At 38.3% G+C, this 22136-nt stretch carries 24 protein-coding genes and 1 other annotated feature; of the genes, 5 read left to right on the top strand and 19 right to left on the bottom strand.

Translation table 11 applies throughout. From position 1 onward, the window contains the following. The 4 genes from Q0E03_RS02365 to queA form a co-directional block, all read right to left on the bottom strand. Complete coding sequence (locus tag Q0E03_RS02365; protein WP_297129097.1) at positions 1-381, bottom strand: hypothetical protein; 381 nt, start codon at positions 379-381, stop codon at positions 1-3. Positions 382-445: 64 nt separating this feature from the next. Next, positions 446-850: a preprotein translocase subunit YajC gene (gene yajC, locus Q0E03_RS02360; protein ID WP_297129094.1), complete on the bottom strand. Its 405-nt coding sequence runs from the start codon at positions 848-850 to the stop codon at positions 446-448. Positions 851-919: 69 nt separating this feature from the next. Next, positions 920-2053, bottom strand: coding sequence for a tRNA guanosine(34) transglycosylase Tgt (tgt, locus tag Q0E03_RS02355; protein ID WP_297129091.1), 1134 nt, complete (start codon positions 2051-2053; stop codon positions 920-922). A gap of 9 nt (positions 2054-2062) precedes the next feature. Next, the gene (queA, locus tag Q0E03_RS02350) at positions 2063-3100 is read right to left on the bottom strand and encodes a tRNA preQ1(34) S-adenosylmethionine ribosyltransferase-isomerase QueA (RefSeq protein WP_297129087.1); all 1038 of its coding nucleotides are present in this window, start codon (positions 3098-3100) and stop codon (positions 2063-2065) included. Between the two features lie 146 nt (positions 3101-3246). On the opposite strand from queA, the gene asd reads away from it, so the two are divergent. The 3 genes from asd to dapB are packed head-to-tail and all read left to right on the top strand — an operon-like array spanning position 3247 to position 6015. Then, a complete protein-coding gene (asd, locus tag Q0E03_RS02345) occupies positions 3247-4329 on the top strand; it encodes an aspartate-semialdehyde dehydrogenase (protein ID WP_297129084.1) in 1083 nt (360 codons plus the stop codon). A 23-nt stretch (positions 4330-4352) separates the two neighbouring features. Next, positions 4353-5243, top strand: coding sequence for a 4-hydroxy-tetrahydrodipicolinate synthase (gene dapA / locus Q0E03_RS02340; RefSeq protein ID WP_297129081.1), 891 nt, complete (start codon positions 4353-4355; stop codon positions 5241-5243). A 19-nt stretch (positions 5244-5262) separates the two neighbouring features. Next, entirely contained in the window at positions 5263-6015 is a 753-nt protein-coding gene (gene dapB, locus Q0E03_RS02335) for a 4-hydroxy-tetrahydrodipicolinate reductase (RefSeq protein ID WP_297129078.1), read from the top strand. Positions 6016-6075: 60 nt separating this feature from the next. Here the strand turns inward: dapB and Q0E03_RS02330 are convergent, their stop codons facing one another. The 7 genes from Q0E03_RS02330 to recA all read right to left on the bottom strand — a co-directional run bounded on the left by Q0E03_RS02330 (position 6076) and on the right by recA (position 13206). Next, positions 6076-7206 (bottom strand): aldo/keto reductase, encoded by a 1131-nt coding sequence (locus Q0E03_RS02330; protein WP_297129075.1) that lies wholly within the window; start codon positions 7204-7206, stop codon positions 6076-6078. Positions 7207-7210: 4 nt separating this feature from the next. Next, a complete protein-coding gene (gene cysS / locus Q0E03_RS02325; RefSeq protein WP_297129072.1) occupies positions 7211-8605 on the bottom strand; it encodes a cysteine--tRNA ligase in 1395 nt (464 codons plus the stop codon). Beyond that, complete coding sequence (cysE, locus tag Q0E03_RS02320; RefSeq protein WP_297129068.1) at positions 8592-9245, bottom strand: serine O-acetyltransferase; 654 nt, start codon at positions 9243-9245, stop codon at positions 8592-8594. Before cysE ends, cysS begins: the two co-directional genes overlap by 14 nt. A gap of 43 nt (positions 9246-9288) precedes the next feature. Next, positions 9289-9500: a binding site (T-box leader), on the bottom strand. Between the two features lie 71 nt (positions 9501-9571). Then, positions 9572-10156 carry a CDP-diacylglycerol--glycerol-3-phosphate 3-phosphatidyltransferase gene (pgsA, locus tag Q0E03_RS02315; protein ID WP_297129065.1) on the bottom strand — a complete coding sequence of 195 codons (585 nt, stop codon included), beginning with the start codon at positions 10154-10156 and terminating at the stop codon, positions 9572-9574. Next, positions 10143-11477 (bottom strand): 30S ribosomal protein S12 methylthiotransferase RimO, encoded by a 1335-nt coding sequence (rimO, locus tag Q0E03_RS02310; protein WP_367270213.1) that lies wholly within the window; start codon positions 11475-11477, stop codon positions 10143-10145. Before rimO ends, pgsA begins: the two co-directional genes overlap by 14 nt. After that, on the bottom strand, positions 11477-12088 hold the full coding sequence (locus Q0E03_RS02305; RefSeq protein ID WP_297129063.1) for a regulatory protein RecX: 612 nt from the start codon (positions 12086-12088) through the stop codon (positions 11477-11479). The genes rimO and Q0E03_RS02305 overlap by 1 nt, the downstream gene beginning before the upstream one ends. After that, complete coding sequence (recA, locus tag Q0E03_RS02300; protein ID WP_294837517.1) at positions 12088-13206, bottom strand: recombinase RecA; 1119 nt, start codon at positions 13204-13206, stop codon at positions 12088-12090. The genes Q0E03_RS02305 and recA overlap by 1 nt, the downstream gene beginning before the upstream one ends. A 192-nt stretch (positions 13207-13398) precedes the next feature. Here recA and rpmB point away from each other — a divergent pair, with 192 nt between their 5' ends. After that, positions 13399-13584, top strand: a complete 186-nt coding sequence (gene rpmB / locus Q0E03_RS02295; protein ID WP_078768495.1) for a 50S ribosomal protein L28 — start codon at positions 13399-13401, stop codon at positions 13582-13584. 87 nt (positions 13585-13671) lie between these two features. Here rpmB and plsY read toward each other — a convergent pair whose 3' ends face one another. The 7 genes from plsY to Q0E03_RS02260 form a co-directional block, all read right to left on the bottom strand. Further along, the gene (gene plsY, locus Q0E03_RS02290; RefSeq protein WP_297129060.1) at positions 13672-14328 is read right to left on the bottom strand and encodes a glycerol-3-phosphate 1-O-acyltransferase PlsY; all 657 of its coding nucleotides are present in this window, start codon (positions 14326-14328) and stop codon (positions 13672-13674) included. Beyond that, positions 14325-15656, bottom strand: coding sequence for a ribosome biogenesis GTPase Der (der, locus tag Q0E03_RS02285; RefSeq protein WP_297129057.1), 1332 nt, complete (start codon positions 15654-15656; stop codon positions 14325-14327). Before der ends, plsY begins: the two co-directional genes overlap by 4 nt. A 59-nt stretch (positions 15657-15715) precedes the next feature. Then, a complete protein-coding gene (rpmF, locus tag Q0E03_RS02280; RefSeq protein ID WP_297129053.1) occupies positions 15716-15895 on the bottom strand; it encodes a 50S ribosomal protein L32 in 180 nt (59 codons plus the stop codon). Positions 15896-15930: 35 nt separating this feature from the next. Continuing rightward, positions 15931-16434 carry a DUF177 domain-containing protein gene (locus Q0E03_RS02275; RefSeq protein WP_297129050.1) on the bottom strand — a complete coding sequence of 168 codons (504 nt, stop codon included), beginning with the start codon at positions 16432-16434 and terminating at the stop codon, positions 15931-15933. A 109-nt stretch (positions 16435-16543) separates the two neighbouring features. Next, the gene (locus tag Q0E03_RS02270; protein ID WP_078768500.1) at positions 16544-16960 is read right to left on the bottom strand and encodes a hypothetical protein; all 417 of its coding nucleotides are present in this window, start codon (positions 16958-16960) and stop codon (positions 16544-16546) included. 43 nt (positions 16961-17003) lie between these two features. Beyond that, positions 17004-18347: a glucose-6-phosphate isomerase gene (locus Q0E03_RS02265; RefSeq protein ID WP_297129047.1), complete on the bottom strand. Its 1344-nt coding sequence runs from the start codon at positions 18345-18347 to the stop codon at positions 17004-17006. An 88-nt stretch (positions 18348-18435) separates the two neighbouring features. Next, the gene (locus Q0E03_RS02260) at positions 18436-19578 is read right to left on the bottom strand and encodes a D-alanyl-D-alanine carboxypeptidase family protein (protein ID WP_297129044.1); all 1143 of its coding nucleotides are present in this window, start codon (positions 19576-19578) and stop codon (positions 18436-18438) included. 78 nt (positions 19579-19656) lie between these two features. On the opposite strand from Q0E03_RS02260, the gene mtaB reads away from it, so the two are divergent. Then, entirely contained in the window at positions 19657-20943 is a 1287-nt protein-coding gene (mtaB, locus tag Q0E03_RS02255; protein WP_297129040.1) for a tRNA (N(6)-L-threonylcarbamoyladenosine(37)-C(2))-methylthiotransferase MtaB, read from the top strand. On the opposite strand, the gene Q0E03_RS02250 is transcribed toward mtaB, so the two are convergent. Next, on the bottom strand, positions 20918-22099 hold the full coding sequence (locus Q0E03_RS02250) for a glycoside hydrolase family 10 protein (RefSeq protein ID WP_297129037.1): 1182 nt from the start codon (positions 22097-22099) through the stop codon (positions 20918-20920). The genes mtaB and Q0E03_RS02250 overlap by 26 nt on opposite strands. Positions 22100-22136 lie beyond the last annotated feature (37 nt).

Raw genomic sequence — 22136 nt, 5'->3', positions numbered from 1 at the left:
TTATACCTTAAACTTTCTTGTTCTTTTTGCATTTATGATTGCCGAAAGCAAACTCCCAACAATAATAATCACAGCGCATATTACAAGCTGAAAAAACGATTTATTTATAATAGAATTTATTACCGAGAGTATTATAGCAGGAATATTTGACAATATACACATTAAAACAAGGCTGTTTTTAAAATTTATCGTTGTTAAAAAAGCTGTAGCAAAACTTGCAATAAATAAAACGACATATCCAAAATATGAACAATAAGAAATGTCTAAATCAAACATCATTGTTAATTTAGTAAAAACTGCGGTCAAGAAAGCGACAAAAACAATTGATAAAAATACAGATTTCAGAACAAATCCTAAAAGTACACTATCAGTTTTTTTCATAAAAAAATCCCCCGAATATTCTTTATTACAAGATATTCGGGGGTTGATTTGTTTATTACACTAATTATTTGTCTGACTTCTTGCCTGACTTTTTAGCTTCTTTCTTTTCCTTGGCAGCTTCTCTTGCCTTTTCAACTTCTTTCTTGTGCTGTTCTGTCTTGGTGACATTTGTGTTTACAGCCCAACGTTGAATCTTCATCTTGTTTCTGTCAGCACCTGTTTCGATAATCAAATCTTCTTCTCTGATTGTAACTACCTTGCCAACGATACCGCCGATTGTAATGATTTCATCGCCGATTTCAAGAGAAGAACGCATTTCCTGTTCTTCCTTTTGACGCTTCTTTTGTGGACGAATCATCATAAAATACATAACGGCAACAAGTACCACCATAAGTATAATATAAGATGTTGAACCTGCCTTTGGATTAGCCGACTGTTGTGCTGCTTGCATTAATAATATTGAAGTCATTTTTTTCCTCCTAAAATACATTAAGTACTACAATTATATAGTATCTGTCAAATAATTGCAAGAACTATTTTAAATTCTTGTATCCAATTTGTCAACATATTCGTTTTTGTAATCTTCAAATGAATTATTGTCGATATTCTCTCTGATTTCGGTCATAAGGTTATTGTAGAAATAAAGATTATGCATAACCGCAAGACGCATACCAAGCATTTCTCCTGCTTTAAGAAGATGTCGAACATAAGCTCTTGAATAATTGCGACAAGTCGGACATTGGCATTCGTCATCAATCGGATGGTCGTCAAGGATATACTTGGCATTGTTGATATTAATTATACCTTTTTTAGTAAATAGCTGACCGTGACGGGCATTTCTTGCAGGCATAACGCAGTCAAAAAGGTCTACACCTCGGCCGACACCCTCAAGAATATTACCCGGAGTACCGACACCCATAAGGTATCTTGGCTTATCAACAGGAGCAAACGGTTCAACGGCAGAGATAATTCGATACATATCCTCTTTCGGCTCACCTACTGCAAGGCCTCCGATAGCATAACCGTCAAGATCCAACTTTGCAATTTCTTTCATATGCTCAACTCTCAAATCATCAAAGGTGCAACCCTGATTGATTCCGAATAACATTTGATTTTTATTGATTGTGTCAGGCAAAGAGTTAAGTCTGTCCATCTCAACTTTGCATCGCTCAAGCCATCTTAAAGTACGGGCACAAGCCTCTTTTGAATATTCGTACTTTGCAGGATTTGCAACACATTCATCAAAAGCCATTGCGATTGTAGAGCCTAAATTTGACTGAATTTGCATACTTTCTTCAGGCCCCATAAAGATTTTTCTGCCGTCAACATGAGAGTTGAAAGTAACTCCTTCCTCGGTAATCTTATTGAGCTTTGCAAGAGAAAAAACCTGAAATCCACCCGAATCGGTCAAAATCGGTCTGTCCCAATTTGTAAATTTATGTAGTCCGCCAAGAGTTTTGACCTTGTCGTCACCAGGTCTTACATGAAGATGATAGGTGTTGCAAAGCATAACCTGTGCGCCGACTTCTTTTAAATCAACAGTTGAAAGACCGCCTTTTATTGCGGCAACAGTTGCAACATTCATAAAACAAGGGGTTTGAACCGTGCCGTGAACAGTTGAGAATTCGCCTCGTCTTGCCTTATTTTCTGTCTTTAATAATTTATATCCCATATTAACTCCTTATTTTATATCTGCAAAGAAGCACGCATCGCCAAATGAGAAAAATCTGTATTTCTCTTTCACTGCGATTTTGTAAGCATTCATTACATTGTCATAACCTGCAAACGCCGAAATAAGCATAATCAATGTGCTTTCAGGCAAATGGAAATTTGTTACCAAGCCGTCAATACATTTGAATTCGTATCCCGGATAGATAAAAATTGAAGTGTCGTCCTCGTCCTCACAAATACAGCCGTTTTTGGTTGCGACAGATTCAAGAGTTCTTGTGCTTGTTGTACCAACCGCAATAACTCTGCCGCCGTTTTTCTTTGTATCATTAATCAAATCTGCGGTTTCCTTGCTGATATGATAATGTTCACTGTGCATTTTGTGATTTGTAACATCGTCAACCTTTACAGGTCTGAATGTACCAAGACCTACATGAAGCGTTACATAGCCAATCTTAATACCTTTATCTTCAATTTGTTTGAGCATTTCCTCGGTAAAGTGCAAACCGGCTGTCGGAGCTGCCGCAGAACCCAGTTCTTTTGAATAAACGGTTTGATACAATTCACCATTTTGGAGTTCTTCCGTAATATATGGTGGGAGAGGCATTTTGCCAATCTTGTCCAATATTGTATATATTTCTTTGGAATCGCATTTGAATTGAACCTTTCTGTTGCCGTCATCGGTTACATCTATAACATCACATTCAACAATTCCATCGCCAAACACAAAAGATGTACCGACCTTTGCTCTTTTGCCGGGTTTGCAAAGACATTCCCACACATTATTTTCACTTTGCTTCAAAAGCAAAAATTCAACAACAGCGCCTGTTTCTTTTTTCACACCGTAAATTCTTGCAGGAATAACTCTTGTATCATTCAAAATGAGGCAGTCGCCGGGTCTTAAATAATCGGTTAAATCTCTAAAGATTTTGTGTTCTATCTCGCCTGTATTCTTGTCAATAACCATAAGTCTTGACATATCTCTCGGCTCCATTGGGGTCTGAGCGATAAGTTCTTGAGGCAAATCATAATAAAAGTCAGAAGTTTTCATCAAATATTCTCCAAATTTATATAATTATTAATTGACATTCATATATAAATAGTGATATTATATATACTAAATTATCTTGTGCGAATTGCACTTTGTCTATTATATTGCAAAATGATAAATAATACAAGTTCTAAGGAGAATTATTTATGAAAAAATTTAATGTCGGCATCGTAGGTGCCACAGGTATGGTAGGTCAAAGATTTATGACCTTGCTTGAAAATCACCCATGGTTCAATGTTGTTGTGCTTGCAGCATCATCAAGATCGGCAGGCAAACCTTATGGCGAGGTTATCGGCAACAAATGGTGTATGGACACACCGCTTGCAGATAAATATAAAGAAATGGTAGTTATGGACGCTACCAACGATATTGAAGAAATCACTTCAATGGTTGATTTCGTATTTTGTGCAGTAAATATGAAAAAGGACGAAATCAAGGCTCTTGAGGAAGAATACGCAAAGCACGAGTGCCCTGTTGTTTCAAACAACTCTGCTCACAGATTCACTCCTGATGTTCCTATGGTTGTGCCTGAGCTTAATGCTGAGCATATCCACATCATTCCTGAACAGAGAAAGAGACTCGGCACAAAACGTGGTTTCATCGCAGTTAAGTCAAACTGCTCACTTCAGTCATATGTTCCTGCCCTCTTCCCTCTTCACGACAAGTTCGGTGTAAAAGATGTTTTGGTTTGCACATACCAAGCTATTTCAGGTGCAGGTAAAACATTTGAAACATGGCCTGAAATGATCGACAATGTTATTCCATACATCGGTGGCGAAGAAGAGAAGAGCGAAAAAGAGCCTCTCAAACTTTGGGGTAAAATCGAAGGCGACCACATTGAAAACGCTACAAAGCCTAACTTTACAGCACAGTGCATCAGAGTTCCTGTTTCAAACGGTCACCTCGGCGCAGTATTTGTAAACTTTGAAAAGAAGCCAACAAAAGAAGAAATGATTGATATTTGGAACAACTTTAAGGGCAGAGCACAAGAGCTTGAGCTTCCGTCTGCACCAAAGCATTTCCTCAACTACTTCACAGAGCCTGACAGACCGCAAATTCATTCAGAGCGTATGCTTGAAAACGGTATGGCAGTTTCTATCGGCAGACTCAGAGAGGACACACAGTATCAATACAAGTTTGTTTGTCTTTCTCACAACACACTTCGTGGTGCAGCAGGCGGTGCAGTATTGCTTGCAGAATTGCTTGCCGCTGAAGGTTATTTTGACTAATCTATTAAGGAGAATATACTATTATGAAGAATCCGGTATTTACAGGTTCAGCTGTTGCTATCATTACTCCTATGAATGATGACTTCAGCATTAATTACGATGAATTTAAGAAGTTTATTGATTGGCAGATTGACAACGGCACAGACGCTATTGTTATCTGCGGTACAACAGGTGAAAGCTCAACTCTCAGAACCGTTCACCACCTTGAAGCAATTAAATTCTGTGTTGATTATGTTAACGGCAGAATACCTGTTATTGCAGGTGCCGGCTCAAATAACACAGAATGTGGACTTGAACTTGCTGTAAAGGCTTGCGAATATGGCGTTGACGCTTTACTTCTTGTTACTCCTTACTACAACAAGTGCACGCAAAAGGGTCTTATCAAGCACTACACAATGTATCATGATGCAACAAATGTACCTATCATTCTTTACAATGTTCCGTCAAGAACAGGTGTAAACATCGCTCCTGAAACTCTCAAGGAACTTTCAAAGCTTCCAAGAATCAATGGTGTTAAGGAAGCATCAGGCAACATCAGTCAGGTTATGAAGATTCACGCACTTTGCGGTGATGACCTCAACATTTGGAGCGGTAACGACGACCAAATCCCTGCAGTTATGGCTTGTGGCGGTAAGGGTGTTATCTCTGTACTTTCAAACATTTGCCCACAGGAAACTCACGATATGGTTCAGGCTTATCTTGACGGCGATGCAAACAAGTGCACAAAGATGATGGCTGATTATCTTGAGCTTGCAAACGCTATGTTTGTTGAAGTTAACCCAATTCCTGTAAAGGCTGCTTGCAATATGATGGGCTGGGCAGCAGGACCTTGCAAGATGCCTCTTTGCGAAATGACTGATGAACACACAGAATATGTAAAGAGCGTTATGCAAAAGTACGGACTTATAAAATAAGATTTCAGAGGAAGTATAAATGACAAGAATTATATTATCAGGATGCTGTGGTAAAATGGGTGGAGTAATCCAAAACATTGTTGCGAACCGTGATGATGCAACTATCGTTGCAGGTGTTGACAAGTTCAACAACAATATGACCGACTTCCCTGTTTACGAAAGCATTTTGGATGTAAAAGAAGAAGCAGATGTTGTTATTGACTTTTCAAACCCGTCACTTCTTGAAAATCTTTTGGAATATGGCAAGAACACAAAAACTGCTCTTGTAATTGCTACAACAGGTTATGACGATTGCCAAAAGAAAAAGATTGCAGATGCTTCAAAAGAATGTCCTGTGTTCTTCACATACAATTACAGCTTGGGCATCAATCTTCTTGCAACTCTTGCAAAGAAAGCGGCTGCACTTTTGGGTGATGAGTTCGATATCGAAATTGTTGAACAGCATCATAATCAAAAGATTGACGCTCCTTCGGGCACTGCGCTTATGCTTGCAGATGCTATCAATGAGGAACTCGACAACCGTATGAAATATGAATACGACCGTCATTCAAAGCGTGAAAAGCGCACAAAGAACGAAATCGGTATTCATTCAATCAGAGGCGGAACAATCGTTGGTGAGCACGAAATTATTTTTGCAGGCAGAGATGAGATTATCACACTTTCTCACTCGGCAAGATCAAAAGAAGTTTTCGCTGTCGGCGCTGTAAATGCTGCTGTATTTATGGCAGGCAAAGAAGCCGGTATGTATGATATGGCAGAACTTGTAAAATAAAACGAAAAACATTAAAGAGCAAACCAATTGAGGTTTGCTCTTTTTTTTAGTCATATTAAATTATGAAAACAAATCGTTGATTTTTCCTGCCAACTCATTCGGAATGTCAATTCCCTGTGGGCAATGCTCCTTGCACTTGCCACATTTTACGCAAGCAGTATGATTCACATCAATGTTTTTGTATTTATTCTTGGCTTGAAATTCGGTGTAATCCCCTGTTTTGAGCTTATTATACACATCAAATATCGTGCTGATTTTCACACTCTTTGGACAGTCGGCACAATAATCGCAACCCGTACACGGAATAATGTCGATTTTATTAATGATAGACGCAACATTCTCGCAAACTTTGAATTCATTTTCATTCATAGGAACAAAATCAGTCAAAGTATTGACGTTATCCTGCATTTGCTCCAATGAATTCATACCGCTAAGAATAGTGATGACATTGTCATAACTTGCAACAAACTTCATAGCCCAAGAAGCAACGCTTTTTTCGGGAGCGTTTTTCTTCAAAAGAGTTTCTGCATCTTTCGGCAAATCCGCAAGTTTTCCGCCTCTTACAGGTTCCATAACGATTATAGGAATACCTGCATCGGTCAAAATTTGATATTGCGTTTTTGCGTCCTGATTTTTCCAATCAAGGTAGTTCATCTGAATTTGAGCAAAGTCCCAATGATGTGCAGAAATGATTTTCTTCAAATCTTCAACTGTTCCGTGGAATGAAAAGCCGATATTTTTAACCAATCCCTCTGCCTGCTTTTTAAGAACAAAATCGTAAGCGCCGTATTTTTCACACTTTGCAAAATTATCCTTATCAAGCGAATGAAGAAGATAGAAATCAAAACAATCAATTCCGGTACGCTGAAGCTGTTTGTTGAATATCTTTTCCATATCGGCAGGAGATTTGCACATCCAAATCGGAAGTTTATCAGCTAAAAAATAACTGTCTCTTGGGTACTTTTTAAGTGCTTGACCAATAAATTTCTCACTTTTGCCACAGTGATACATATACGCAGTATCAAAATAATTGACGCCGTTTTTATATGCCATATCAACTATTTGTTGTGCCTTGTCGTAATCAATGAGAGGATTTGACTCTCTTTTTATCGGGGTTTTGCATGGCAAACGCATATTGCCAAGCCCTAATCGTGAAACCTCGACATCCTTAAATTTAACCCTGTCAACCATAGTTTTATTCCTTAATCCAAGTTACACCTTGAGGTGTGTCTTTAAGAATGATGCCCTGTGCCTTTAGTTCATCACGAATTCTGTCGGCAGTTGCCCAATCTTTGTTGGCTCTTGCTTGCTGGCGCTCCTCAATAAGCTTTTCAATATCGTCATTGATGTCATTTGACTTTCTGTTATAAACAAGTCCCAAAACGCCTGTAAGCTCGTCAAACATATCGGTAGCCTTTTGGCAAACATTCTTTGATACATCCTTGTTGATGATTTTTGTATTGATGTCACTTACCAAATCGAATACAGCAGCAATGCCGTCAGCTGTGTTGAGGTCATCATCCATAGAATTGATGAACTGCTCTTTTCTGCTGTCAATCAAAGAAATAATTTCTTCATCATCGGCAATATCTGTCTTTGCATTCTTGATGGCAAAATCAAGGCTTTCACGGCAGTTATAAAGTCTTTCAAGTGCAGACTTGCATTGCTCAATAATCTCAAGATTATAGTTAATCGGTGAACGATAATGTGAAGAAATAAGGAAGTATCTGATTACCTCATAGCCGTAAACATCGGCAATTTCTCTAACAGTTTTAAAGTTGCCGAGTGACTTGCTCATCTTTACATTGTCTACATTGATATAACCGTTGTGCATCCAGTATTTTGAGAACATACAACCGTTTGCAGCCTCTGACTGTGCAATTTCATTTTCATGATGAGGGAAAATAAGGTCCTGACCGCCACAATGAATATCAATTGTATTACCGAGGTATCTTTTATTCATTGCAGAACATTCAATATGCCAACCCGGTCTGCCTTTGCCCCATGGAGAATCCCAGTAAGGTTCGCCTTCTTTTGCGGCTTTCCACAAAGCAAAATCAAGTGGATCTTCTTTTTTATCTCCGACAGCAATTCTTGCACCCGATTGTAAATCGTCAATAGGCTGATGAGAAAGTTTGCCGTAATCCCTAAATTTTAATGTTCTGTAATAAACATCTCCGTCAACGGCATAAGCATAACCCTTTTCTTCAAGAGTTTTAATAATTTCTATAATTTCATCAATATTCTCTGTTGCCTTTGGATGAACGGTAGCGTCTTTAAAATTAAGACCGTGCGCATCAGTCCAAAATTCTTTGATATACTTTTCTGAAATTTCTTCAAAAGTGCTGTTTTCTTCATTTGCTCTCTTGATAATTTTATCATCAACATCGGTAAAATTCTGAACAAATTTTACATTATATCCCCTGTATTCCAAATATCTGCGAAGTACATCAAATACGCAAAGCGGTCTTGCATTACCGATATGAATAAAGTTGTATACGGTAGGTCCGCAAGCATAAATCTTTACTTCATTAGGATCAACAGGAACGAACTCTTCCTTTCGTCTTGACATTGTATTAAATATTTTCATTATTAACAATCTCCTTTAATTCTTTGATATCTCCCTGGAGCTTTCTGATTTGCTCCTCATTTTTTCTGATTGCATTCATAATCGGGTCAGGAATATTGATTTGATCCAAATCATCGACTCTTTCACCATCAATTCTGACAATTTCACCCGGAACACCGACAACCGTACAGTTAGGTTCAACATCCTTAACCACAACCGCACCGGCAGCGATTTTAGCGTTTTTTCCGATTGTGATGGGTCCGAGTACCTTTGCACCCGCACCTATCATTACACCGCTTTCTACGGTAGGATGGCGTTTGCCTATATCTTTACCCGTACCGCCGAGAGTTACGCCCTGATATATCATAACATCGTCGCCGACTTCTGCGGTTTCGCCGATAACGATACCGTGACCATGGTCAATTACAACTCGTCTGCCAATCTTTGCACCCGGATGAATTTCTATACCGGTTTTATGTGCGGAGCGTTGACTGATTGCTCTTGCAAGAAACGGCATTTTATGATTATAAAACCAATGTGCTTTTTTATGAGAACGAAGTGCTTTAAAGCCGGGATAAAGCAAAATAATCTCTAACGGATTATCTGTTGCCGGGTCGTGGTCAATAAAACTTTGGATATCTTCTTTATATTGTTTGAACATTAATAATCCGCCTTTCAAAAAAAATAAAAAGCCTCTGTCAAACGACAGAGGCAGTAATACTGCGGTTCCACTCTGATTTATACTCAAGCTACCAATATAGCCTTTGCGGATAACGGTGCCTGCCGTCTCAAAATACTAAAATTCCTTTGAGAAGCTCATGGGTGCATTTCACAATTTGACCTATACAAACTCTCACCGACCGTTTGCTCTCTGAATAGGCGGAAAACTGTTACTTCTCCCAATCACAGCCTTTAAATACATTATATTCATTTTTCAAAAAAATGCAAGCATAAATTTTAATTTTTTATCGATTCAAAATAACGGAATTATTTTGTTTTAATATGCTTCCAGCCATCTACTGTATATTTTATACCCGACAAAGCCGTAACTATACCTGCAATCCAAAAAGCAATTGTGCAGTAAACAGTGAGCCATTGCGGAGCATTAAAGCCGTTTGTGGCGATAATTATTTCCCCGTCTTTTTCCATAATAGCAAGGAGCAAGAAGGTCATACCCGTTGTTGCCATTTGAATAAATGTCTTTGCCTTGCCAAAAACATTGGCGGCAATAACTTCGCCCTCAACTGTGGCTGCCATACGCATACCTGCAACAAGGAATTCTCTTGCCATCATAATCATAATGACAATATCTGTTCTGATTCCGAGATTTATCTGAATAAGAAATGCCGCAAGCACAAGAGCCTTGTCTGAAAGCGGGTCCATCAGCTTGCCAAAATCAGTTACAAGTTTTCTTTTTCTTGCAATGTTGCCGTCAACGGTATCGCTGACACAAGCTATAAAATATACCAAAAGTGCGGCAACCCAATGGTATCTGAACTGCCAAAGAGAAAACAGCCACAAAAAAGGTATACAGCAAAATCTGAAAACTGTAATTTTATTAGGTAAATTCATAATGTTCTCCTATCAAATCATATCCGTCAAAATCTGTAATCTTAACATCAACAAAGTCGCCGATATTAAGTTCTTTATTTGAAGTAAAAATAATTCCACTGTCAATTTCAGGCGAATCCATATAAGAACGACCTGTATACTTTCCGTCTGCAAAAGAATCAACAATTACCTTGTATACATTGCTGACTCTGCTTTTGTTTGAAGCCTCGGTAATGAAGAATTGAGCGTTCATCAAAACTTCCTGTCTACGCTTCTTGACATCTTCATCAATTTGATTTTTCATATCAAAAGCAGGAGTGTCCTCTTCAGGTGAAAAAGTGAAGCAACCCATTTTGTCGAACTTCATATCTTTTACGAAATCGCAAAGATTTTCGAACTGCTCGTCGGTTTCACCGGGGAAGCCGACCATAAATGTTGTACGAAGTGCCAAGCCCGGAATAGCTTTTCTCATTTTATTGAGAAGCACTCTGTAATCGTTTCCGTCCCCTACTCTGTTCATATTCTTGAGAACAGTAGCGTCGGAATGTTGAAGCGGAATGTCAATATACTTGCAAACTTTATCTTCTTTTGCAATAACATCAATCAGGCTGTCGGTAATTCTCTGTGGATAGCAATAGAAAAGTCTAATCCATTCAAGTCCGTCAATCTTAACAAGTTCTTTCAAAAGTTTGTCGAGTGAATATTCGCCGTACAAATCCTGTCCATATTTAGTTGTATCCTGTGCAACTAAAATTATTTCTTTAACTCCACGATTTACGAGGTTTTTTGCTTCATCAACAACAGACTCAATTGTTCTTGAACGAAAACTGCCTCTGATACCCGGAATAGCACAATAAGCACATCTGTTGTCGCATCCCTCGGCAATCTTCAAATATGCCCAATGAGGAGGCGTAGAAAGCACTCTTTCATCATCAAGCGGAAGATAACACTTATTCGGATAATTCGATGTTTTAATGCCGCACAGAGCCTTGTCGCACACCTTAACAATATCGGAATTTGCACCGATACCGATAACTGCGTCAACCTCCGGCATTTCCTTTAAGATTTCGTCCTGATACCTTTCGGCAAGACAACCCGTAACAACGATTGCGGAAATCAGCCCTGCTTCCTTGTACTGTGCAACTTCAAGAATTGTATCAATAGCTTCACGCTTGGCGTCTTCGATAAATCCGCAAGTGTTGACAATCATCACATCCGAATTTTCAATTTCATTTACAATTTGGTACCCTGCATGTGCAAGTTTTGCAAGCAGAGCCTCGCCGTCCACCTGATTTTTCGGACAACCGAGAGATATCATTCCGACTTTATAACCCATTGCCATTAATCGTATTCTTCATTTTCAATTCTTTCAAAGGCTTCCCTTATGTCAGAATATGAAAATCCCTTTCTCATCAAGGCGGCTATAACTTTTTTATTACCGTCTTGAGCGTCTAATTTGTTTCTGTATTTTGTAAAAATCAAATCAACAACAGCCGACACATTGTCAATTTCCGTATCTTCAAGAGTATATGCGATGATGTCGCTCGGCACACCTCGCTTATACATTTCCTGTTTGATATGATTTTTTGACATACGTTTTGTTTCGGACAGATATTTCACAAGATTTTTTGCATATTTTTCATCATCCAAATATCCGTAATCAATCATTTTTTCTATTGCTCTGTCGGCGTTTTCTTCATCAACCGTACGAAGAAGTTTTGTTTTAAGTTCTTTGACGGAATGGTCACGCCTTGAAAGCAAATCATAGCATTTGTCAACGGCTTTTTTATAATAAATCCCATTGCAAAGTTCCTGCCATTGCTCCTCGGTTATTTCTTGACCGTCTTTAAAAAAATGTTCTGCCCAGAAATCAATATCGGTTGTTATTGTATATTCGTCATCAACAAAAATATGAATCTTTTTGCCTCTGCCCTTTGTATGAGATATTTTCATTAATCCTCATCATCGTCTATTGCGATGTCAAGCTTTGCTCTTGCAGCAGCTCTTGTTTGAGTAACAGGAGCTTTTGGTGCTTCAGGCTCATCAGCCGAAACAGCTTCGTCAGCCTCATTGTTTGCCAAAATATCCTTAATCTGCTTTTCAAGTTCTGCCTGAACATCAGGATTTGATTTGATATAATCCTTGAACTTTTCTTTACCCTGGAAACGCTCCTCTCCGTATGTAAACCAAGCACCGCCCTTTGAAACGATACCGAGTGTTACGGCAAGGTCTGCAATTTCACCGATTTTATCAATACCGGTTCCGTACATAATATCGAATTCAGCCTGCTTGAACGGCGGAGCAACTTTGTTCTTAACAATCTTTGCTCTTGTTCTTGAACCGATAAACTCATTACCCGGTGCCTTGAGCTGTTCAATCTTTCTTACATCAATACGCATTGAAGAATAGAATTTGAGTGCACGACCGCCTGTTGTAACTTCAGGGTTGCCATAAATTACGCCAACTTTTTCACGAAGCTGATTGATAAAGATAATGATACAATTAGACTTATTGATTGCACCTGTAAGTTTACGAAGCGCCTGTGACATAAGTCTTGCGTGCAAGCCAACGTGAGAATCACCCATATCGCCCTCAATTTCCGAACGAGGAACAAGAGCCGCAACTGAGTCGACAACAATAATATCAACCGCACCGCTTCTTACAAGCTGTTCGGTGATTTCAAGTGCCTGTTCTCCGTTATCCGGCTGTGACACCAAAAGCGAATCAACATCAACGCCAAGATTTTTTGCATATCCAGGGTCGAGTGCGTGTTCTGCGTCAATAAATGCTGCCTCACCGCCAAGCTTTTGACACTCTGCAACACAGTGAAGTGCAAGTGTGGTTTTACCTGATGATTCAGGGCCGTATATTTCAATAATTCTTCCCTTTGGAAGTCCTCCGATACCTGTTGCAAGGTCGAGTGTGAGTGAACCGGTTGAAACAGCGTCAACCTTTAAATGTGTGCTTTCGCCAAGACGCATAATAGCACCTTGTCCATACTGCTTTTCAATTTGCTTTAACGCGGATTCAAGGGCGGTTTTTTTATCATTTGCTTTTTTATCTACAGCCATTGATTATTCCTCCGAAATATATTTTGAATTTAACAGATATATTATACTATATATGGTATATAAAATCAAGAAAATATAGTACAAATATACCATAAATATCACTATTAAAAAAATTATTGAAAAAATGCTTGCAATTTATGTAACTTTCTGTTATTATATTTCCGTTGTAAATTATTAAGGAGGTGTTCGCAAATGGCTAAATGTGAATACTGTGGTAAGGAAATGTCCTTCGGTATCAAGGTATCCCACTCACACAGAAGATCAAACAGAACATGGAAACCAAACATTAAGAGAGTTAAGGCTATCGTAAACGGATCTCCAAAGAGAGTTTATGTTTGCACAAGATGCCTTCGTTCAGGTAAGGTTGAAAGAGCGTAAGAGATACGCAAAAGATAAAGCTGTTCATTGCGAACAGCTTATTTTTTTGTTTTATAAAATAGTAAAAAAAGAAAGAGGAGGGCTCGCCTACTCTTTCTTTTTCTTTTTTGAACCGATTTTGTTTTCTGTATGATTAATAAGTCTTTTTACATTTTCTCTATGTGCCACAACCACTATAACCGTAAACACAAGAGCAATGAGCACAAGAATAATATCTTTGTAAAAAATTCCGATAAACACAGGATAGAAAATCGCCATCAAGATTGAGCCGAGGCTGACATATTTTGTTATCAATATAGTCAAAGCGAAAATTGCAAGCAATATGAGAGCAATTCGCCAATCAATCGCAATAACCATTCCGCCGCTTGTCGCAACGCCCTTGCCGCCCTTAAATTTGAAATAGCAAGGAAAGATATGTCCAAGCACGGCAAACAAGCCTGCAAAGGATTTCAGAACCACCTGCGGATAATCGGAGGCGCTGTCGAGAGTCATTTTGAGTTCTTCAACAGAAACAATCCTAAATGCGAGCCAAATAGCGAGCACAACCTTTAAAATGTCACCTGCTATTGTGAGCAAACCCAAAGTTTTACCGTAGGTGCGCATCATATTTGTTGTGCCTGCATTTCCGGAACCCGAATTTCTGACATCTTCGTTTTTCATACCTCTTGAAAGAATAACGCCAAAATTAAGACTGCCGAGCAAATACGAAATTACGGCGATAATGATAAATTTGAAAGCTATCACTTTTTACCCTCATTTCTTTCTCTGACGATAAATCTAACAGGAGTTCCGTCAAGACCGAAAATTTCTCTGATTTGATTTTCCAAATATCTTTGATATGAAAAATGGAAAAGTTCGCTGTTGTTTACAAAGAAAACAAATGTAGGCGGTCTTGTAGACGCCTGAGTCATATAGTAAATTTTAAGACGCTTTCCCTTATCGGTAGGCGGTTGAACTCTTGCGGTAGCAATTCCGAGAACTTCATTGAGTTTGCCTGTTGAAATACGCATTGAGTTTTGAGAATGAACATGAACAATCATTTCATAAAGTTTGTCAATACGAATGCCTGTTTTTGCAGAAATGAAAATAAATGGCGCATAGCTCATAAATGAAAAATCAACAGAAAGTTTTTCTCTAAACTCTTTCATAGTGTTGCCGTCTTTTTCAACAGCGTCCCATTTATTAACCGCAATAATACAAGCCTTACCCTGTTCGATTGCAATGCCTGCAACCTTGCTGTCCTGCTCTGTAAAGCCTTCTGTTGCGTCAATCATAATAACACATACATTAGCTCTTTCAACAGCCATTCTGGCACGGATAATGCTATATTTTTCAATGCTGTCATTCACACGGCTTTTTCTGCGAAGTCCCGCAGTATCAATAAAATTAAACTTGCCGTATTTATTCTCAATATAGGTATCTGTTGTATCTCTTGTTGTGCCGGCAATATTGCTGACAATCGCTCTGTCCGTACCGCTGATACGATTTATAAGCGATGATTTGCCGACATTTGGTTTGCCAATAACAGCAACATTGATAATTTCCTCGTCCTCAACCTCTTCCTCTTCTTGTTCAGGGAAAAATTTGATAACTTCATCGAGCAAATCACCTGTGCCGTGACCGTGAACTGAAGAAACGGCAATAGGGTCGCCCAAACCAAGATTGTAGAATTCATAAAATTCAGGGTCAGGTGCACCGATACTGTCGCACTTATTTACGCAAAGCACAATAGGTTTATTGCTCTTTTGAAGCATTGAGGCAACTTCCATATCAGAGGCAACAACGCCGCATTTCAAATCCGTAACAAGAATAATTACATCAGCAGTTTCGATAGCAATTTCTGCTTGAGTACGCATTTGGGATAGAATTACATCTGTGCTGTACGGCTCAATACCTCCTGTATCAACAAGCAAAAAATTGTGATTTAGCCATTCACAATCGCCATAAATCCTATCTCTTGTTACACCGGGAGTGTCATCTACAATAGAAAGTCTTGAGCCTATTAACTTATTAAACAATGTAGATTTGCCGACATTCGGTCTGCCGACAATAGCCACAACGGGTTTTGCCATATAAAAACCTCCTTATAACAAGAAAGGCGACTTAAATAAAGTCGCCAATGCTCAAATAATTAGTCCTTGCTGATAACTTCTTCGCCATTGTAATAGCCACAGCTTGCACATACCTTGTGTGGAACTGTGTATTCAGAACACTTTGGGCACTTTACAAGTGTTGGAGCTTCTGCCTTCCAAACGCTTGAACGTCTCTTATTCTTTCTTGCTTTACCTGTTCTTCTTGCTGGTACTGCCATTTTTAATTTCCTCCTTATTATAAAAACAAGTTAGTTTACTCATCAATCAGCAAATCTGCCAAAGCAGCCAACCTTGGGTCAACATCCTTTGCACATTCGCATTTTTCGTAATTTAAATTTTTGCCGCATTTTTGACACAATCCCTTGCAGTCTTCTTTACAAAGCATCTTTGCCGGCAAAAACAACTGAATTTCCTCATTAACGAGTTCATCAAGGTCAAGCACATTGTTTTCAACAACGATATAATCATCGTAATCATCATTTTCGTTTTTCATTGCGCTGACAATGATTTTGCTAAGAGAAAAATCATATCTTCTTTCGATGTCGTCGGCACATCTGTCGCACACACCGAAAAAGTCAAAGTTAACATCAAGGTCAAGATACACAACCCCGACTTTTTGATAAGCTCTTCCTTTTATATCAACACCGTTTTTGAGTGGTTTATAGGTGCTATACATAAAATCATCGGTTTTTGCGTGATAATCTATATTGATTTCATCAGCCGATGAATTAAGAAGATTTGTAAAATCAAGTTGCATACAGTTCACCTCATGTTTGCACTTTAGATATTATATATATAAAGAGCTTTTTTGTCAATAGTAAAATTTAAAAAAATAGGCACACTCGTCGCCAAGTGTGCCATAATTTTTACGCTTCTTCGCAATAATCGAAGATTTCAACCGGAAGATCTTCTTTATCACAGCTGATTGTGAAATAGAAGTTTACATCCGAAGCCTCACTTAAACCTGAAAGCATCTCAAAGAACTGAGGGAGCTTTTCGTACTCTCTGCCAACAATCTTGAATGTGGCATCAATAAGAATATCTGTAACATCGTAATTGCCTGCGCAAATGCCTGCAAGGAAACCATAGAATGCCTTATGGCCATTGATTCCGTAAGTTTCTGTTTCAAGCAAACGAGCCTTTGATGAAATATCGTATGTAAGTTTTGGTTCTTTCTCGATGCAAACGATATTTCCGTCAGAATTCTCTACACAGGAATTTACCAAATCAATAAGCTTCTTTGTTTTTCCTGCGCCTTTATTACCGATGATAAGTTTAATCATTATTTATTCCTCCTGTAAGAAATATGATCTTTTTTATATATTATCATAAATCTAATTGTTTTTCAAGTTTTTCTTTTTCGCTTTCATAGCCCGGTTTGCCAAGCAAAGCAAACATATTCTTTTTGTAGCTTTCTACGCCGGGTTGGTTAAACGGATTTACTCCGAGAATATAACCTGAAATGGCACAAGCCTTTTCAAAGAAGTAAATAAGATAACCGATTTCTTCTGCTCCGAGTTTGTCAGCCTCGATGATAAGGTTGCCAACACCACCCTCTGTGTGAGCAAGCAATGTGCCGAGTCTTGCCTTATCGTTTACAACGCTCATCTTTTCACCTGCAAGGAAGTTAAGGCCGTCAATATTGCCCTTTTGCTCGTCGATAACATAGTCGTTAAGGCAATTATTGAATTTAACAACGGTTTCAAACATCTTGTCAGCGCCTGACTCTTGAATATACTGACCAAGCGAATGAAGGTCGGTTGAGAATACGCAAGATACAGGGAACAAGCCCTTGCCGTCCTTGCCCTCACTCTCGCCAAAGAGTTGTTTGAGCCATTCGTTGAACATTGTCATATTAGGTTCGTACGAAACGAAACATTCCATTTTCTTGCCCTTGTTGTAGAAGCAGTTTCTTACTGCGGCATATTTAAGAGCAGCGTTCTTTTCAAGGTCTGTATCGCAAAGTTCGTTTTGTGCAGTTCTTGCACCAAGCATAAGCTCGTCAATATCAATACCTGCAACAGCAATAGGAAGCAAACCAACTGCTGTCAAAACAGAAAATCTACCGCCTACATCATCAGGAACGACGAATGTTTCGTAGCCTTCCTTATCTGCAAGTTCCTTGAGTGTGCCCTTGTTGGCATCAGTTGTGCAGAAAATTCTCTTTGCGGCTTCTTCCTTTGAATATCTGCTGTTGATGAGTTCTCTGAAAACTCTGAAAGCAATAGCAGGTTCGGTTGTTGTTCCGCTCTTTGAAATAACATTTACGCAAACATCCTTGCCGTCACAAAGGCTAACGATTTCGTTAAGACTTGACGGGCTGATAGAATTACCGATAAAGTAAATCTGAGGTGTATCCTTTGCAAGAAGATTGTAGTTATAAGACTTTACAGCCTCGATAACAGCTCTTGCTCCGAGATAAGAACCGCCGATACCGATAACAATAAGAACATCCGCATTTTTCTTGACATATTCGGCTGACTTCTTGATTCTGTCGAATTCTTCCTTATCGTAGTTTGTAGGGAGGTCAATCCAACCTAAAAAGTCATTGCCCTCACCTGTTTTTGACATAAGTGTATCCATAGCCTCAACTGCCTTTGGAGCGATTGCCTCAATGTCGGCAGGAGATACAATAGATTCACTGTATTTTGAATTAAATTTCAATGACATTATATTTTACCTCTTGTGTTAATTTAATAAATTTATAGAGATACTATACTACATATTGAAATAAAATGCAATAAAAAAACCGACTTTTCTAAATATGTTTAAAAATTTTTAAAAATATATAATTAAAATCAACCGTTTCAACAGTCTTGTCAGCATATAAAGGCACACTCTTTATTTTTTTATTTTTAGAAATAACCTCTATTTTACCAAGTTTATCGCCTTTTTTAATCGGTGCTTTTACTTCATTCTTTATCTTATAATTGTATGTCAATTCATCGTTGCCTTTGGGTACAATCAATTTTATATCTTTATCATACGCAGGTTTGATTTGTTTTTTTTTGCCGTTTTTTACTTTTACAGCCTTTATTTTCTTTTTATCAACATTTATATTTATGCAAGAATAATTCGCAAAACCAGTATCAAGCAAATAAGAGGCTGTGTTAAATCTATGTTCACTTGTGTCCGAACCCAAAACAACGGCAACGAGGTTTAATCCGTCACGACTTGCGGTTGCACTGACGCAAAAGCCTGCATTAGAGGTTGTTCCGGTTTTCAAGCCTGTTATTCCATTATAAGATTTAACGAGTTTGTTAGTATTGTTAAGTTCGGTTTTACCCCCTCTAAGGCTGTCAAGCCATATAGTCGAATATTTTGTAATCAATGGGTGTTTCATCACTTCGCAAGAAATAACGGCAAGGTCGTAGGCACAGGAATAATGTGCCTTTACGGTGTCGTCAAGACCTGTGCAATTTTCAAAATTTGTATGTTTCAATCCAAGTGATTTTGCTTTGTCGTTCATCATCTTTACAAATGCAACATCAGAACCGGCAACATGTTCTCCCAACGCGGTACAAGCATCATTAGCACTTGCGATAATAACAGCTTTAAACAACTCTTCAACTGTCATAACTTCCCCTACTTCAAGCCAAATTTGAGAACCACCCATTGCCACAGCTTCTTTTGAAGCCGAAACTTTATCCGTTAATTTGATTTTTCCGCTGTCGAGTGCCTCAAGGACAAGCAATAGCGACATAATTTTTGTAACAGAAGCAGGAGAAAGTTCCTCATATTCGTTTTCCGCATACAGCACTTCACCCGTATCAAGTGCCATAAGACAAACTGATTTTGCATTGATTTTGTCGTCCTTTTCCGTATTGTCATTTGCAAAAGCTGTCACAGGCAGCTGAAGCATAACAACAATGCACAGCAGAATTGCCAATATTTTTTTCATAAGAACACCTACTATATATTGTAATAATATTTGAAATTTGATATAATAGCATAAAATTTAAAGGCGGACATCAAATATATGAAAGCAGCATTTTATACACTTGGTTGCAAGGTCAACCAATACGAAACCGAATATATGGCTGAAATTCTCAAAAATGCGGGTATGCAAATTGTTTCGCACAACGAGGATGCAGACTATTACATAATAAATTCCTGCACGGTTACTGCCACGGCAGACCAAAAGACAAGACAGAATGTGCGTAAATTCAAGCGCCAGCACCCTAACTCTGTTGTTATTCTCACCGGATGTATGCCACAGGCGTTTCCTGAGCAGGCATCGGCACTCAATGAAGCCGACATTGTCCTTTCAAACAAGAGCAACGATGATATTCTTGACCTTATCAATCGCTACAATGTTTCGCACAACAGAATTGTAAAAATTGACAAGCACCAAAAAGGCGACGAATTTACAAAATGCTCGATTGAACATTTCAGCGAAAGAATAAGAGCATTTGTTAAAATCGAGGATGGGTGCGACAGATTTTGCTCATACTGCATTATTCCTATGTCAAGAGGCAGAGTTCGAAGCAAATCTCTTAACGATTTGAAGGACGAAATCAAAATGCTCGGCAACAACGGAATAAAGGAAATTGTACTTGTCGGAATCAATCTGTCGTCATACGGCAAAGGTGAAAATTTCAACATTGTTGATGCTGTCAGGATTTGCAATGAGGACGAAAACATCAGACGAGTTCGCCTCGGTTCGCTAGAACCTGATCATATAACCGATGAAGTTATTGAGGGACTTGCAAAATACGAAAAGTTCTGTCCGCAATTTCATATTTCACTCCAAAGCGGATGTGACAAAACGCTGAAAGATATGAATCGTCACTACAGTTCCGATGAATATCGCCGGCTTTGCAAAAAGCTACGTGCAACATTTGATGACGCAACCGTCACAACCGATATTATGGTAGGTTTCAACGACGAAACCGAGGAAGATTTCAACACTTCCCTTCAATTTGCAAAAGAAATCGGATTTGAAAAGGTTCACACTTTCCCTTATTCCGAGCGACAAGGCACAGTTGCATCTCGCAAGGGCGACAATGTACCAAAGCAGGAAAAGGAGCGCAGAGCCTCTGTTATGATTGAAGAAACAAACAAGATTCGTCACGAATATTTCAACAAATTAATCGGTGCAAAAGAAGTTGTTTTGTTTGAAAACAATATCGGCGGTAACACCTATCAAGGCTACACAAAGAATTATGTGCCTGTTCGTATGAAAAGCGACACAGACATTATCGGCAAAGAAATAGAAGTAACCATCAAAAGTGCCGACATCAGCCTTGACTGTTGCTTTGCATAACTTCATACATATTGGATACTTCATCCTTGGCATTTTCGCTTGACAATTGCGAATATGAAAAGATGTAGTATCCTTTTATTTTGTCTATTTTTGAAATATATGTAATTTGCCGTGCAATTATATCATTGTTGTTTTTAAATTCATTGATTATACTGCTGTCGTTTTCAGCAGCATATTCATCCTTTGTATTCACCTTGTAGAGTGGCAAACCTATATACAAATCAACATCTGTGTTTTCACATAGTTTAACCCATTTTTTTACGGTAAACATAAACGGTTGATACACATTTTTAAAGCCAAAATACACTTGAGGGCAAATGTAATCAACAGATCCGTTTTTAACCCACATTTCAACATCGGCATAAAGATTATTCCTGTCATTTTCAATATTTGATGCAGGGCTTATTCCGAATTCAACATCTTTGTTTATATTTTTCACCGCATCGTGAACACGCTTAACCATATCTGTTACATTCTGTCTGCGCCAATCCGAAAGTGACAAATCTCCACCATATTTTTTATATTCTTTTTTATCGAAGTTTTTGTTTTGGGTCGGATAAAAATAATCATCAAAATGAATAGCAGAAATATTGTAATTCTCAACAAGTTCTTTTACGCCGCTGACAATAAGGTTTGTGACCTCGTCATATGCAGGATTAAAGTATATTTTGCCATCAACAGCTTTGGTCATTTTCTTATTCTTAACAGCAAAGTTGTTCGGTGAAAGTTTGGAATAATCGTCATCCTGACTTACTCTATAAGGGTTTATCCAAGCTTCTGTTTTTAGATTAAACTGCTGTGCATAAGAGCATATTATTTCAAGCGGGTCATAATTCATTTCACTCCCCTGCTCGCCGTTGAAATATCTGCTTGTCGGGAAATATGCCGATTTATAAAAAGAATCTGCGCAAGGTCTGACTTGAACAGTAACTGTATTGAAACTTTTTGAAGCGATTTTTGATAATTCTTCTTTGACAGTTTTTTCAAACTCGTATTTATCTTTACCATTTGTCATTTCGGAAAGTTCATAATAAGCAATCCAAATTGCTTTTCTGTACTCACTTTTAACAATTCCCTTTTGTGTGTTTTCCTGTGGCAAAGAACAAGAAGAAAAAGCAAAACACAAAATTAAAATCAAAGGAATTACTTTTTTCACTTGAACACTTCTTTCTAATATAGTATTATATAACAAA

The organism is uncultured Eubacterium sp., assembly GCF_934525195.1.
Taxonomy (GTDB): domain Bacteria; phylum Bacillota; class Clostridia; order Oscillospirales; family Acutalibacteraceae; genus Eubacterium_R.
Note: the sequence above shows the minus strand (reverse complement) of the source record. Positions and strands in the feature narration are given on the sequence as shown.